The following is a 14398-nucleotide window of genomic DNA, read 5'->3' on the forward strand; positions in this document are numbered from 1 at the left end:
ACCTCAAACCCTAATTGCTTGCTATGTAAGCGCTTGCTTCACCCGTTGACGAAGATAAGGCACCACGTCCTGTTCAAACCAAGGGTGATTTTTCAGCCATAAGGTGTTGCGTGGGGAAGGATGGGGCAGCGGTAAGACCGAAGGCGCCCAGCGTTGCCAATGCTGTACGGTTTCCGTCAGAGTGGCAGGCTTGTCAGGCAGATAATAATTCTGTGCATATTGCCCAATCAAGAGAGTGAGTTGCCGATTGGGCAGTTGTTCCAGCACCTTCGCATGCCACAGTGGCGCACACTCTTTACGTGGCGGTAAATCTCCGCTGCGCCCTTTGCCCGGATAGCAAAGCCCCATCGGCATAATGGCGATGTTTTTTTGGCAATAAAACGCTTCGCGATCTAACCCCAACCACTGACGCAGCCGTTCGCCGCTGGCATCATTCCACGGAATCGAGGTGTTGTGCACTTTCGTCCCCGGAGCTTGACCAATAATTAAAATTTTCGCCGCCGGATGGGCGCGGATTACCGGATTCGCACCCAACGGTAAATGTGGTTCACACACTGTGCACTGGCGAATTTCCGTCAGCAGTGATTCAAGCATCAGTAGCCTTTTTCAAAATCAATCTGGTTACGCAGTGGCAAGTTATCGCACCAACGTTGGTAGTTATCGGCGAAGATATCGACCACTTGCTCTGGAAAGCTGACCGCCGCGATGTGCGGTGTTATGGTGATCGCCGGATTGCTCCAGAATGGGTGGTCTTGCGCGAGTGGCTCTTTGATAAACACATCCAAAAACGCGTGGCGAATGTGTCCTGCCGCAATTAAATCCGGTAGATCCTGCTCCACTAACGTTTTGCCACGGCCCACGTTGAACAGCAGCGTTTGGTGGCAGTGGCTGAGATTCTCTCGGTTGAGCAGCCCTTCGGTCGCGGGCGTATTGGGTAGTGTATTCACCAGTAAGTCGGCGCGCATTAAAGCGGCTGACAGCTCACTGATGTGATAAGTGGCATCAAAATGCCCTTCTTTGGCCGGAGTACCGGTGCGATTTACGCCTACTACTCGTAACCCAAACTGTTTGGCTACACAGGCCAAATGGCTGCCAATCGAGCCTGTACCCAAAATCACTAGGGTTTGATTGGCTAGAGAAGAGTAGGGGTGCGCTTGCCAACGCCGTTCGACTTGTTGCGTTTGGTAAAGATTGAAATCGCGTTGGTACTGAATAGCGTAACCCATCACATATTCAGCAATCAGGTGGCCGAAGATGCCTTTGACGTTGGTTAGCAGATAGTTTTTGCGCAGCTTGGGAGCCATTAAGGTATCGACACCCGCATAGGCGGAATGTAGCCATTGCAAGCGCGGGAACTCATCCAAACAGCGCGCCGCCATCGGTGGTGCGGCCAATAAAATCGTGGCTTGCGTGCGATCATCGGTGACGCTAAGGCCAGCGAGCTGACGCTCTAAGATCAGCTCGCGGTAGTGTTCATCATGTTCAGTCAGAATATACAGCTGGTGGAAATTGTTCATAGGCGCGTCTTTTTTCCCTTATGGTTATCCAGTACACTTCCGCTGTCTTTTTCCGCAACGATTTGAAGTGACTATGTTACAAAACCCTCTACAGCTTCGTCTTGAGAAGTTTGAACCTTGGCAACAGATTACCTTTATGGCCTGTTTGTGTGAACGTATGTATCCGAATTACGCTATGTTCTGTGAGCACACGCAGTTTGCTGAGGCGCGTATCTACCGTGACATTCTCGACAGCGTGTGGGAATTGATGACGGTAAAAAATGCCAAAGTGAACTTTGAGCATCAGCTAGAAAAGTTGGAAGAGTTGATCCCAACTTCCGATGCGTTTGATCTGTACGCCGTGTATCCCGCGATCGATGCCTGTGAAGGCTTAGCAACCCTGCTGCACGGTTTGTTGGATCGTGATGATTTAGCGGAATCTATGATCAAAGTGAGCCAAATTTCGGTACAAACCGTCGCTCAACTGGAAGAAGCACAAACCGGTGAAGCTATCACCAACGATAACCAAAAAGAGAATGAAGCCGTGTGCGCCGAATGGGATGTACAGTGGGCGATTTTCCGCCCGCTGCGTGAAGCGGTTGAGCGCGACATTGATCTCATCAAAGACCTACGCAAAGAGCTGCGCGAAGAAGGGGGCAGCAATATCGGGGTGGAGTTGTAGTTCTCCCACTATTGCCAAGAGAAACGGGAGCGTAAGCTCCCGTTTGACTATTCCTCTTCTTCGTCGCGGCTTTCGATCATGCGATGTTTACGTTTCCAATGTTCCCAACGTTCTGCCGCCAGTTGCTGCATATCCGTTGTGTGGTCCGCTTCATCAATAATCTCTTCGCCGAGTAGATGCTCGAAAATATCTTCCAAGGTCAGCAAACCTTGTACAGAGCCGTATTCATCGACCACCACCGAGAGCTGTAAGCGCTTTTGCATCATCTGATCAAAGGCATTAGGTAGGCTAAAGGTATTGAGCAGCACATGGATCGGGCGCATCACCTCGCCAAGCGTGGCAGTGCCTTGACCATTTTGCTGATGTTTAAACAGTTCAAGACGATGCACAAAGCCGACAATATTGTCTTTCTCTTCATTGTAAATCAGCGGACGTGAGAAAGGTGTATCGCGGTGTTTCTCGATAAATGCATCAATCGTCAGGTCGGATGAAACGCGAAATAGGACCGGACGCGGCGTCATTACCTGTGTCACTGGCACACTTTGAATCGCCAGCAAGTTATTGAGCATTTTCGATTCGCCGGCAGCAAATTCGCCATTCTCATTGGCTAGCATCGCCATCGCAGAGATCTCTTCACGCAGCTTCGGCGTTTCCACTTTGCGCGCTAAACGCTTAGTGATCTGCTCTGAGAACCAGACGAACGGTGTCAATGCCCATACCATCCAGCGCAGCACTAAGGCAGCATTAGGGGCCAGTTCGCGCCAGTAAGTTGCCCCTATGGTTTTCGGTACGATCTCAGACAGCACCAAAATACCCAGAGTCAGCACCGCAGAGAACAGACCTAGCCATTGGCTACCAAACACCACTGCAGCTTGAGCACCCGCAGTCGCAGCGCCTATGGTGTGCGCAATCGTGTTTAGGGTTAGGATCGAGGCGAGTGGGCGGTCGATATCCGCTTTTAACTCCGCCAAACGAGTGGCCGCAGGGTGGCCTTGTTGGCGCAGTTGGGCAAGATAACTTGGGGTAATACTCAGGAGTACCGCTTCCAACACTGAACAGATAAACGATACGCCAATCGCGACAGAAATATATATCGCAAGCAGAAACATAAAATTCCTTGGTTTTTAGAGTGCACGTTCGAGCTCTTTTCTTCTCACTAACGTTGAGCGGATGCTGAACATTGCGGTGAGAATATGAAGAAAAATCGCTTCGCCTGAAGGAGTCAAAAGTGCTTTTTTCAGTCACTAAATCGATTGAAATGACAGGCTTCCCAGTCGATTAGCCCTGATTAAATAAGGTCTTTGCCCCCCGATTACAAGCAAACGCGCGCCTTGATTAGTAACAAATTGTGAGTTGTTACTCAGATTATGGTTAAAAGTACGTCATAAAAGCGAAAGTTGCGCGACAAACCTTTGCCAGATCGGGCATTTATGTTTTAGAGTGAGCTCGATTCGATAACCTATTGAGAAGGGAAACCTAAATGAACAAGACCCAATTGATCGACTTTATCGCAGAGAAAGCAGATCTAACTAAAGCGCAAGCGAAAGCGGCTCTAGAAGCGACTCTGGGTGCGGTTGAAGGTGCTTTGAAAGAAGGCGACCAAGTACAACTGATTGGTTTTGGTACATTCAAAGTTAATCATCGTTCTGCTCGTACTGGCCGTAACCCAAAAACCGGTGAAGAGATCAAAATTGCGGCAGCTAACGTTCCTGCATTCGTAGCAGGTAAAGCGCTGAAAGACGCGATCAAGTAATTGCTTTATACTACGCCGAGATTGAACATCTCGGCGTTTTTGTTTATGAAGCAGCAGTTATCTTTTCTTCTTTTGCTCTCTGGCCTGTTGGCTGGGTGCTCTTCTACTCCTAATCCTAATCTTGAACAGATCAATCAATTTACCGGTGGTAAAACGATTGGTGATGCGACCAGTTTTTATTGGTATACCGAGCGTTTTCAAAAACCAAGCTCAGCCTCAGACTATGTGACTTCCGGCGATTACGGCAGCTACCAAACCAGTTATCGCTGGGAAGAGGGGCAAGTGCGTGAGATCCGCCGTGAAGGTGAGCACCTCGATGGTAAAAAATTAGTACCGTTCAGCGTGCATATTCGCTTTAGCAAAGAAGGCGAAGCGGTGTACCAACAGTATCGGCTGGCCGGAAAAGTGCTGCCGATGGGTGAAGAACAGCTTGCGCATTATGTACTGCAAGCCAAAGCTGTTGCTGAAGCGACTAAAGAGCAAGATAAACAGGGCTTAGAGCTCATCCAAGGTTATTGGAATGGCAAAGTGTTTGAAACCTGTGCAGGTGTTGAGTACCAACGCGTCGAGTTTAATCAAACTTTACCGAGCTTTGTGTTTAACCGCCTTGCTTCCATCGAAAGCTATGTAGCGTTTTTAGGCAAGATCCGTAACGACAAAGTGCATATTGATGAGTTGCTATTGCTCGATGATGCGGATCACGACTGTGTGCAACAGCCAGAGTTGCTAGATTAAATGTATTAATCCCAATGAGTTCGAGTACAGAAATGAAATAAAAAAGCGCGAATCTCGCGCTTTTTTGTATTGATTGGGAGCTGAATGCCGGATTACTTGGTTTGCTCACGCGCAATCGCGCGATAACCGATATCGCGACGGCAGAACATGCCATTCCAACGGATTTGATCGGCGAGCTGGTAAGCGCGTTGCTGCGCTTCTAATACCGTATTGCCCAGCGCCGTTGCACATAGCACACGACCGCCATTCGTCACCACTTGGTTGCCTTGGGTCTCGGTACCTGCATGGAACACTTTTTGTCCTGCGGTTTCTTGAGTCGGTAGCCCAGAAATCACGTCACCTTTGGCGTAATCACTTGGGTAGCCGCCAGCGGCCAGAACCACACCGATCGAAGCACGCGGGTCCCACTTAGACTCCACTTGATCCAGCTTGCCTGCAATCGCCGCTTGGCACAGTTCAACCAGATCCGATTGCAGACGCATCATGATTGGTTGAGTTTCAGGGTCGCCAAAGCGGCAGTTATACTCAATCACTTTCGGTGCGCCAGTGCTATCAATCATCAAACCCGCGTAGAGGAAACCGGTGTAAGTGTTGCCTTCGGCTGCCATGCCGCGCACCGTTGGGTAAATCACTTCACGCATCACGCGATCATGGACGTCCTGTGTCACCACTGGCGCTGGTGAGTAAGCCCCCATACCGCCCGTGTTCGGGCCAGTATCGGCATCGCCCACGCGTTTGTGATCTTGGCTGGTGGCCATGGGCAGGACGTTTTCACCATCAACCATCACGATAAAGCTCGCTTCCTCTCCATCAAGGAATTCTTCAACCACCACGCGACTGCCAGCTGAACCAAACGCATTGCCAGCCAGCATGTCTTGAATTGCATCTTCTGCTTCTTGCAGAGTCATCGCAACAATCACGCCTTTGCCCGCAGCCAAGCCGTCTGCTTTCACCACAATCGGTGCACCTTTTTCACGCACATACGCTAGTGCTGGCTCAATTTCAGTGAAGTTGGCGTAAGCCGCGGTTGGAATGTTATGGCGAGCGAGGAAATCTTTGGTGAAGGCTTTGGATCCTTCCAGTTGCGCCGCGCCTTGGGTTGGGCCAAAAATCGGCAAACCTGCGGCGCGAAACGCATCCACCACACCAATCACCAATGGTGCTTCTGGGCCAACAATCGTCAGCTCAATCGCTTTATCTTGGGCGAAAGCAACCAGTGCAGGGATATCGGTGATACCGATGCTGACGTTTTGCACCTTGTGCTCAAGCGCAGTACCCGCATTGCCGGGCGCAACGTAAATGGTGTCAACTTGTGGGTTTTGTGCCACTTTCCACGCCAGTGCGTGTTCGCGACCGCCAGAGCCGATGATGAGAACTTGCATTGTGAAATCCTTACTTAAACAAGATGGGGCGCGTTGCACCCCATACGAATCATGCCAATTAATGACGGAAGTGACGCATACCGGTGAAGATCATTGCCATGCCGTGTTCGTTGGCCGCATCAATCACCTCTTGGTCGCGCATTGAGCCGCCCGGTTGGATAACACAGGTAATGCCTGCGGCTGCCGCAGCATCAATCCCATCACGGAATGGGAAGAAGGCATCCGATGCCATGACGCTGCCCGCGACTTCCAAGTTTTCATCCGCGGCTTTGATACCCGCGATTTTCGCTGAATAAACACGGCTCATTTGACCTGCGCCGATACCGATAGTCATATCGCCTTTGGCGTACACAATCGCGTTGGATTTCACGTATTTCGCCACTTTCCAGCAGAACAGAGCATCTTTCAGCTCATCTTCGCTGGGTTGACGAGTTGAAACCACTTGTAGGTCATCTTGTGCCACCATGCCTTGGTCACGGTCTTGCACCAATAAGCCGCCATTTACGCGCTTCAAATCAAATCCTGTGGTTTGGCCTTGCCATTCACCACACTCCAGCAAACGTACGTTTTGCTTGGCTGCAACGATGTCGATCGCGGCTTGCGAGACTTTCGGCGCGATGATGACTTCTACAAACTGACGCTCGATGATCGCTTTGGCTGTTTCGCCATCCAGCTCGCGGTTAAAGGCAATGATGCCGCCAAATGCCGAGGTTGGGTCGGTTTGATAAGCGCGGTGGTAGGCCTGCAGCAGATCGTCGCCGAGTGCTACACCACATGGGTTCGCGTGTTTCACAATTACACAGGCTGGCTCGCTGAACTCTTTGACGCACTCTAGTGCGGCATCGGTATCCGCAATGTTGTTGTAAGAGAGAGCTTTACCTTGAATTTGGCGCGCGGTGGCCACTGAGGCTTCTTGCGGGGTGGCTTCCACATAAAATGCCGCCGCTTGGTGGCTGTTTTCACCGTAACGCATATCTTGTTTCTTGATGAACTGCGCGTTGAAGGTTCTTGGAAACTTGGATTCCTCATCGCCTTCTTTGTTATCACCATAAGAAGGAACGAGCGTGCCGAAGTAGTTAGCAATCATGCCATCGTACGCCGCGGTATGTTCAAAAGCGGCAATCGCCAGATCAAAACGCGTGGTTAAGGTCAGTGAGTTTTGGTGAGCATCCATTTCGCGGATTACACGGTCGTAATCGTGCGCATTCACCACAATGGTCACATCTTTATGGTTTTTCGCTGCAGAACGCACCATAGTCGGCCCGCCGATATCGATGTTTTCAACGGCATCTGCCAGCGTGCAATTTGGGTTAGCTACGGTTTGTGCGAAAGGATAGAGGTTCACCACCACCATATCGATCGGCTGGATGCCGTGGGTGTTCATTACCGCATCGTCTTGACCACGACGACCTAAGATGCCGCCATGTACTTTCGGATGCAGGGTTTTTACGCGCCCGTCCATCATTTCTGGGAAGCCGGTGTAATCGGAAACTTCCGTTACCGCAAGGCCTTGCTCGGCGAGCAGGCGTGCAGTGCCACCGGTTGAGAGCAGCTCAACGCCACGTTCCGCGAGCGCTTTAGCGAACTCAACAATGCCGGTTTTATCTGATACGCTGAGAAGCGCACGGTGAATAGGACGAGCGTTGTTCATGCTTCCATTTTCCTTTAAAAGATATTTGCCGAAAGTGATCTGTTGCGCTGTAGTGGTTTGAAGAGTTCTTCAAATCCTGAGTGAGCGAAAGGTAACAGAACAGTTTGGGGAAACACCTTATCCGCCGGAATTTGGATGGCGCGTATTCTAACCAATTTATTACAAAAGATCTCGCGCAATCGTTTGGCATGGGAAAAGTAATCGCTAAAAAACGGTTTTTCAAGCACAAATTTTAACGAAAGCTTAAATTTCCCCAAACTACTCCAAGTAGTAAGGGAGGAGGAGGAGTGATGTTTCAGATTGGAGAGTTAGCCAAACGCTGTGGCGTTTCCACCGATACACTGCGTTTCTATGAAAAAAATGAACTGATTGCTCCGGCAACGCGTACGGAGTCGGGCTATCGACTGTACGATGAAAAGAGCCAGCAACAAGTCACGTTTATTTTAAAAGCCAAAGAGTTGGGGCTGAGTCTCGAAGAGATTAAAGAGCTGCTCGAAATTCGTTTAGAAGCGACTGAACACAGTTGTGCCGAAGTGAAAGCGATCACCAGCGCTAAGCTAGCGGTGATCGATCAAAAGATTGAAGAGTTAACCCGCATTCGCAGCGCACTGAAAAAAATCAATGATGCCTGTTGTGGGCATGTGGAAGATAACGCTAGCCACTGCTCGATTTTAGCAGCATTAGAATAAGCTTTTAATTCAGTTGGTTAGTTTAAATAGAAGCCAGATCAGCACCGTTTTAAGCAGTGGTGAACAACCTAAGTTTGCATTTTTCACTCTTATCAATAGTAGGTGAAACCGTTTGGCACGATTATAATTTCGCCCCTCATTGGCGGCAGGTTTTCGATGTGTTGTAACCTGCTTTCGATGCTATCTTCCTGATACAAAGAGCTTTTCTATGATTGGAATCTATTTTCAAATCAATGACTGGGTTTTGTGCATTGATGAGAATAAGCTGTATCGCCAAGATAGGGAGGTCTCGGTCGAGCCACGTCTTATCAACTTACTGCATTTTCTTGCGGAACATACCGGAGAGGTATTTGGCCGTGAGGAACTCATTCAACACGTCTGGGACGGGGCGATTGTCACCGACCAAGTGGTCACTCAATCCATTTTTGAGTTGCGTAAGCTATTGCGCGACGGACGCGAAGAAAACCTCAGTTATGTGGTGACGGTGCCCAAGCGTGGCTATAAGTTAGTCGCGAATGTGCAGCGCCTTGGTGGCAATCCTTACCTCTCTCGTCAAGAAGAGTCGGCGGCCAGTGATGTCGGTTTGACGGACGATATCGACGAAGTGGAAGAAGCCGTTCCCGAGATCGTGTTTCCTGCTGGGCCGTTAACGCGTGCCGTATGCCAAAGTCAGCAGCCGAAAAAATCAGCTAAGCCGAATGTGAGCCGTTGGCGCTTAAACTTGCTCAATGCGATCTGGATTGGTCTAGTGATTGTAGCGATGGGCTTTTTTACCGTGCAACAGTCGCAAGTGCGCATCACCCAAGTGGTGGATACCCACCTGATTGAATTTAAATTCCAAGACAGTTTTCATGCACAGGCGCTCACGCATGACCTTGCCGATGGTATCGCGCAAAAGCTGATGGCCGATCTGACCCAGGTGAGTGATTATCGAGTGATTCTCGGCAAAACGGCTTATAGCTCAGGCATTTTGCCCGGTAAGTCGATCATGGTGCGAGTCAATGATAAGGACGGGCATGAGTTTTTAGATCTTGAGCTTAAAAACAACTCTTCTGATGCGGTGCTGTTTAGTCGGCAATATCCGCTCGATAGCCAACATCTGGCCTCTGTGCTGAAAAGTGCGGAATGGGATGTCATGCAAGCGTTGAAAATCCCGAATGCAGAGCAGCAAGCGCAGCGTTTGTTGGTGGACTTTCCGCGTCAACCGGCGGCATTGGGGCTGTATGTGCGCGCCAATCATTATCTGAATGTGGCCGATCGTCAGCAGTTTCAAAAAGGCATTTATTTATTGGAACAAGTGCTGAAGTTGGAGCCGGACAACCATTACGTACAAGCCGAGTTGCTGATTGCTTACCATGTTCAGCAAGCTCTGAACCCTGATCAGGCGCTCAATCAAGATCGAATCTTGGTCTTGAGTGAAACCTTACAACAGGTGAGCTATGCCCCAGAGGCAGTGGTTCAGCCACGCATTTATGAGGCTTTAGCACTGCAAGCAACGGTCGAAAACCAAGTGGAAGCGGCCACGCACTATTTGGCGCAAGCGCAGGGGTTGCGGGAGTCGGTGCTCTCGTATGTGCTGCAAGGCAAGCACGCTGAACTCAAAGGCGATCTGGATGGCGCTAGCGATGCCTATAGTGAAGCCTTTTACATGGACACGTCACTGGAAACTTATCTGCTGTGCGAAAACTTGGTGTTCCACTCCAACCTAAAATCCATTGATTACGCCATGTACCGCTCGGTGCATCCTTCCGCGGTGCGTTTGTTGTAATAGCATCCGCACTCGAACGGCATCATTTTCTCCTTCTCGCCATCATTCCTTCCTGTTTGGGAAGGAATGATGCTTTGTGTTTCCTTCCTTCTGTATTTTCATTCTTTCTTCTTCCTTATGTTCTTCACTCTCCCAATATCGCTTCGCGATGAATGGGTTTCTCTTCTGCTGCAGGCGCAGGGCAGCGCCAATCTTGGCTATGGGTTACTCAGCTCGTTTTAACGGGAGATAAACTTCAGAAGTTTGACGTCATCATGCGCTTGTTGAGCCTTAAGATCTCAGGTTGATATTTTTATTCGGCAAAGATGATATTTTTAGTTTTTTATTTAACTGATTGAAAATAGTGAATTTTATAGGGTTTATTTGTCAGGTTGATATCAAGAAACTCATGCTTGTCTCATCATTTTATTGATAACCGTAAGTTTATTTTTTTTCGTTTTTTTGGGCGTAGTCTGCACTTCGAAATTTAGCGAGGTAGCGCAGGTGATTGCACTCATGACATCTCGCTAAGCCATTCAGTTTGAGTTTTGTACTTAAGTAGAATCGATTTGGAGATGTTATGTCATCAAATACAAAGAAAATCGGCCTGATTGCCTGTACGGGTGTGGTGGCTGGTAACATGATGGGCAGTGGTATTGCGCTGCTTCCTTCTACGCTTGCTAGCGTAGGTTCAATTTCCATTTATAGCTGGATTATCTGCATTATCGGTGCATTGAGTTTAGCGTTTGTGTTTGCTCGTTTGGCAACCAAAAACCCGCAAGACGGCGGCCCGATTGCTTATGCTGGGGAAGTGTCACCGGTGTTTGGTTTCCAAACGGGCGTGCTCTATTACCACGCTAACTGGATCGGCAACCTAGCGATTGCGATTACCGGTGTTTCTTACCTATCTGTGTTCTTCCCTGTGTTGAATGACCCGATTCCAGCAGGTTTAGCGACCATCGCTTCGGTTTGGTTGTTTACTTTAGTGAACCTGCTTGGGGGTAGCTGGGTAAGCCGCTTATGTACCATTGGTTTGGTGCTGATCCTGATCCCTGTTGTGGGTACCGCTCTGTTTGGTTGGACGCACTTTGACAGTGCCATCTACAGCCAAAACTGGAATGTGTCTGCGGGTAGCGATGGCCATGCAGTGATCACTGCGGTACTGATTTGCCTGTGGTCTTTCGTGGGTGTGGAATCTGCTGCGGTATCATCCGGTATGGTGGAAAATCCAAAACGTACCGTTCCGCTAGCCACCATGTTGGGTACCGGTATTGCAGGTATTATCTACGTACTTTCTACTCAAATGATCAGCGGTATGTTCCCTGCGTCTGAAGTAGCGGCATCCGGTGCACCTTTTGCACTGGCGACCACTGAACTGTTTGGTAGCTGGACTGCGCCCTTTGTTTCTGCCTTCACAGCGTTGGCGTGTTTCACTTCGCTCGGTTCATGGATGATGCTTGTAGGCGAAGCAGGTAAACGTGCCGCGAACGATGGCAACTTCCCGAAAATCTTCGGTGAAACTGACCGCAACGGCGTGCCTAAAAAAGGTCTACTGATTGCGTCAAGCATGATGACGCTGCTGATGCTGGTACTGATGTTCTTCAGCTCAGAAACCGCGCACGCTTCGGATCTGTTTAACCAACTGACCACCGATGCGGTACTGCTGACCATGCTGCCTTATTTCTACTCCAGCATTAACCTGATCCGCTTCGAGGGCATGACCACGCGCAATACCTTTGTGATGTTGTTCTCCGGTATTGCCAGCCTGTTCTGTATGGTGGCGCTGGCGGGGGCTGAAGGTTCAACTCTGACTGCAACCTTCATCATGTCGCTAATTATTCTCATGTTCTACAGCAAAAAGGCGGGTCTTGCTCAATACCTTGAGACTCACCCTCAACAAGCTTCGGCTAATCACTGATTGATTCTGCTGGCGTCTGCCACGCCAGCTTTCTGAATTCACTATGGCGCTCGCCTTACTCACTGTGTGGTGCACAGAGAGCGCCTTTTTTCGCCTTGGAGATGTCCAAATGAATATATTCGCTATCTTGAACCACATGGGTGTGTTCTTTAAAGAAGAGCCAGTTCGTCAACTACACGCTGCACTCGAAAAAGCCGGTTATGAAGTGGTTTACCCGGTTGATGACAAAGATCTGATCAAGATGATTGAGATGAACCCACGCATTTGCGGCGTGCTGTTCGACTGGGATAAATATTCGCTGGAGCTGTGTGAGCGTATCAGTAAGATCAACGAAAAACTGCCGGTGCATGCGTTTGCTAACGAGCAATCGACTCTGGATATTTCACTGACTGACCTGCGCCTGAACGTGCATTTCTTCGAATATGCTCTGGGTATGGCGGACGACATCGCGATCAAAATCAACCAAGCAACTCAAGAGTACAAAGACGCGATCATGCCTCCGTTTACTAAGGCGCTGTTCAAATATGTAGAAGAGGGTAAATACACCTTCTGTACTCCGGGCCATATGGGCGGTACTGCGTTCCAGAAAAGCCCAGTCGGCAGTATTTTCTACGATTTCTACGGTCCAAATACCTTCAAAGCGGACGTATCGATTTCGATGCCAGAACTGGGTTCACTGCTGGATCACTCTGGCCCACACAAAGAAGCGGAAGAGTACATCGCGCGCACTTTCAATGCCGATGCCTCTTACATCGTGACCAACGGTACATCGACCTCGAACAAGATCGTCGGTATGTTCTCAGCGCCTGCAGGCAGCACAGTTCTGGTTGACCGTAACTGCCATAAATCATTGACTCACTTAATGATGATGACGGATGTAACGCCAATTTACTTCCGTCCAACCCGTAACGCTTACGGTATCCTCGGTGGTATTCCACAAAGTGAATTCAGCCGTGAAGTGATTGCTGAGAAAGTGGCAAACACTCCGGGTGCAAGTGCGCCAAGCTACGCGGTGATCACCAACTCAACCTATGATGGCCTGCTGTACAACACCCAGTTCATCAAAGAGTCGCTGGATTGCAAACACATCCACTTCGACAGTGCATGGGTGCCTTACACTAACTTCAACCGTATTTATGAAGGCAAGTGCGGCATGAGTGGCGAAGCGATGCCGGGTAAAGTGTTCTACGAAACGCAGTCCACGCACAAACTGCTGGCGGCGTTCTCGCAAGCCTCGATGATTCATGTCAAAGGTGAGTTTGACCGCGAGTCATTCAACGAAGCCTTTATGATGCACACCTCAACTTCACCGCAGTACGGCATTGTGGCTTCGACTGAAACCGCCGCCGCAATGATGCGTGGCAACACCGGCCGTAAGTTGATGCAAGATTCGATTGATCGTGCGATTCGCTTCCGTAAAGAGATCAAACGCCTGAAAGGTGAAAGTGAAGGTTGGTTCTTCGATGTTTGGCAACCAGAGAACATTGATACCACCGAGTGCTGGAAACTCGATCCAAACCAAGATTGGCACGGTTTCAAAAATCTCGATGATAACCACATGTATCTTGATCCAATCAAAATCACTCTTCTCACCCCGGGAATGAGCAAAGATGGCGAATTAGAGCAGAGCGGTATTCCTGCGTCACTGGTATCGAAATACCTTGATGAACACGGCATCGTGGTCGAGAAAACCGGCCCTTACAACCTGCTGTTCCTGTTCTCTATCGGTATTGATAAGTCAAAAGCAATGCAGCTGCTGCGTGGCCTGACTGAGTTCAAACGCGGTTACGATCTGAACCTGACCATTCGTACCATGCTGCCTTCACTGTACCGTGAAGATCCAGCTTTCTACGAAGGCATGCGTATTCAGGAGCTGGCGCAAGGCATCCACGACTTAACCCGTAAATACCAACTGCCAGAGCTGATGTACAAAGCATTCGACGTGCTGCCAGAAATGAAAGTAACGCCACATGTGGCATGGCAACAAGAGCTGCGTGGCCAAACCGAAGAAATTCTGCTGAACGACATGGTTGGCCGCGTGAGTGCCAATATGATCCTGCCTTATCCTCCAGGCGTGCCATTGGTACTGCCAGGTGAAATGGTGACAGACTGCTCTCGTCCAGTGTTGGATTTCTTGGAAATGCTGTGTGAAATCGGCGCGCATTACCCAGGTTTTGAAACTGACATTCACGGTTTGTATCGCCAAAAAGATGGCTCTTACACCGTGAAAGTGCTGAAAGACTAAGCCAGCTTGAATCACCCTATAAAGACAGCGTAATTCCCCAATGGACGCCAGTCGATCAAAAGAGAGCCTAACGGCTCTCTTTTTTATGGTGCAATCTAGG

At 49.4% G+C, this 14398-nt stretch carries 12 protein-coding genes and 1 pseudogene; 7 read left to right on the forward strand and 6 right to left on the reverse strand.

Features of this window, described 5'->3' with window-relative positions:
- Positions 1 to 21: 21 nt before the first annotated feature.
- Together VOA_RS00190 and VOA_RS0118860 are read right to left on the reverse strand one after the other, a co-directional pair.
- Entirely contained in the window at positions 22 to 594 is a 573-nt protein-coding gene (locus tag VOA_RS00190) for a uracil-DNA glycosylase family protein (RefSeq protein ID WP_000894082.1), read from the reverse strand.
- Positions 594 to 1517 (reverse strand): D-2-hydroxyacid dehydrogenase, encoded by a 924-nt coding sequence (locus VOA_RS0118860; protein ID WP_001058644.1) that lies wholly within the window; start codon positions 1515 to 1517, stop codon positions 594 to 596. The genes VOA_RS00190 and VOA_RS0118860 overlap by 1 nt, the downstream gene beginning before the upstream one ends.
- Positions 1518 to 1590: 73 nt before the next feature.
- Here VOA_RS0118860 and VOA_RS0118865 point away from each other — a divergent pair, with 73 nt between their 5' ends.
- Positions 1591 to 2178, forward strand: a complete 588-nt coding sequence (locus VOA_RS0118865) for a YjaG family protein (RefSeq protein WP_000941131.1) — start codon at positions 1591 to 1593, stop codon at positions 2176 to 2178.
- A gap of 47 nt (positions 2179 to 2225) precedes the next feature.
- On the opposite strand, the gene VOA_RS00185 is transcribed toward VOA_RS0118865, so the two are convergent.
- A complete protein-coding gene (locus tag VOA_RS00185) occupies positions 2226 to 3287 on the reverse strand; it encodes a CNNM domain-containing protein (protein ID WP_000479235.1) in 1062 nt (353 codons plus the stop codon).
- 371 nt (positions 3288 to 3658) lie between these two features.
- Between VOA_RS00185 and hupA the strand changes: the two genes are divergently transcribed.
- Both hupA and VOA_RS00175 read left to right on the forward strand, forming a co-directional pair.
- Entirely contained in the window at positions 3659 to 3931 is a 273-nt protein-coding gene (gene hupA / locus VOA_RS00180) for a nucleoid-associated protein HU-alpha (RefSeq protein ID WP_001044506.1), read from the forward strand.
- Between the two features lie 45 nt (positions 3932 to 3976).
- Positions 3977 to 4666, forward strand: coding sequence for a DUF1481 domain-containing protein (locus VOA_RS00175; protein ID WP_000813304.1), 690 nt, complete (start codon positions 3977 to 3979; stop codon positions 4664 to 4666).
- Between the two features lie 92 nt (positions 4667 to 4758).
- On the opposite strand, the gene purD is transcribed toward VOA_RS00175, so the two are convergent.
- The 3 genes and pseudogenes from purD to VOA_RS19745 form a co-directional block, all read right to left on the reverse strand.
- Positions 4759 to 6048: a phosphoribosylamine--glycine ligase gene (gene purD / locus VOA_RS00170; protein WP_001197694.1), complete on the reverse strand. Its 1290-nt coding sequence runs from the start codon at positions 6046 to 6048 to the stop codon at positions 4759 to 4761.
- A gap of 58 nt (positions 6049 to 6106) precedes the next feature.
- A complete protein-coding gene (gene purH, locus VOA_RS00165; RefSeq protein WP_001057876.1) occupies positions 6107 to 7699 on the reverse strand; it encodes a bifunctional phosphoribosylaminoimidazolecarboxamide formyltransferase/IMP cyclohydrolase in 1593 nt (530 codons plus the stop codon).
- A gap of 83 nt (positions 7700 to 7782) precedes the next feature.
- Positions 7783 to 7956 (reverse strand): annotated as a pseudogene (locus VOA_RS19745) (phosphoribosylamine--glycine ligase); the annotation flags it as partial.
- Positions 7957 to 7989: 33 nt separating this feature from the next.
- Here VOA_RS19745 and zntR point away from each other — a divergent pair.
- From zntR to VOA_RS00145, 4 genes are all read left to right on the forward strand, one after another.
- Positions 7990 to 8388 (forward strand): Zn(2+)-responsive transcriptional regulator, encoded by a 399-nt coding sequence (zntR, locus tag VOA_RS00160; RefSeq protein WP_000486335.1) that lies wholly within the window; start codon positions 7990 to 7992, stop codon positions 8386 to 8388.
- A gap of 208 nt (positions 8389 to 8596) precedes the next feature.
- Complete coding sequence (cadC, locus tag VOA_RS00155; protein WP_000579506.1) at positions 8597 to 10156, forward strand: lysine decarboxylation/transport transcriptional activator CadC; 1560 nt, start codon at positions 8597 to 8599, stop codon at positions 10154 to 10156.
- Between the two features lie 559 nt (positions 10157 to 10715).
- Entirely contained in the window at positions 10716 to 12053 is a 1338-nt protein-coding gene (gene cadB, locus VOA_RS00150; RefSeq protein ID WP_000097846.1) for a cadaverine/lysine antiporter, read from the forward strand.
- Between the two features lie 109 nt (positions 12054 to 12162).
- Positions 12163 to 14298: a lysine decarboxylase CadA gene (locus VOA_RS00145; protein WP_009356204.1), complete on the forward strand. Its 2136-nt coding sequence runs from the start codon at positions 12163 to 12165 to the stop codon at positions 14296 to 14298.
- Positions 14299 to 14398: the final 100 nt, after the last annotated feature.

Source organism: Vibrio sp. RC586 (genome assembly GCF_000176715.1).
In the GTDB taxonomy this organism is placed as follows: domain Bacteria; phylum Pseudomonadota; class Gammaproteobacteria; order Enterobacterales; family Vibrionaceae; genus Vibrio.

Bases quoted from the DNA above. Each gene is read 5' to 3' on its own strand.
- VOA_RS00190 (WP_000894082.1), bottom strand. From the start codon at position 594: ATGCTTGAATCACTGCTGACGGAAATTCGCCAGTGCACAGTGTGTGAA.
- VOA_RS0118860 (WP_001058644.1), bottom strand. From the start codon at position 1,517: ATGAACAATTTCCACCAGCTGTATATTCTGACTGAACATGATGAACAC.
- VOA_RS0118865 (WP_000941131.1), top strand. From the start codon at position 1,591: ATGTTACAAAACCCTCTACAGCTTCGTCTTGAGAAGTTTGAACCTTGG.
- VOA_RS00185 (WP_000479235.1), bottom strand. From the start codon at position 3,287: ATGTTTCTGCTTGCGATATATATTTCTGTCGCGATTGGCGTATCGTTT.
- hupA (WP_001044506.1), top strand. From the start codon at position 3,659: ATGAACAAGACCCAATTGATCGACTTTATCGCAGAGAAAGCAGATCTA.
- VOA_RS00175 (WP_000813304.1), top strand. From the start codon at position 3,977: ATGAAGCAGCAGTTATCTTTTCTTCTTTTGCTCTCTGGCCTGTTGGCT.
- purD (WP_001197694.1), bottom strand. From the start codon at position 6,048: ATGCAAGTTCTCATCATCGGCTCTGGCGGTCGCGAACACGCACTGGCG.
- purH (WP_001057876.1), bottom strand. From the start codon at position 7,699: ATGAACAACGCTCGTCCTATTCACCGTGCGCTTCTCAGCGTATCAGAT.
- zntR (WP_000486335.1), top strand. From the start codon at position 7,990: ATGTTTCAGATTGGAGAGTTAGCCAAACGCTGTGGCGTTTCCACCGAT.
- cadC (WP_000579506.1), top strand. From the start codon at position 8,597: ATGATTGGAATCTATTTTCAAATCAATGACTGGGTTTTGTGCATTGAT.
- cadB (WP_000097846.1), top strand. From the start codon at position 10,716: ATGTCATCAAATACAAAGAAAATCGGCCTGATTGCCTGTACGGGTGTG.
- VOA_RS00145 (WP_009356204.1), top strand. From the start codon at position 12,163: ATGAATATATTCGCTATCTTGAACCACATGGGTGTGTTCTTTAAAGAA.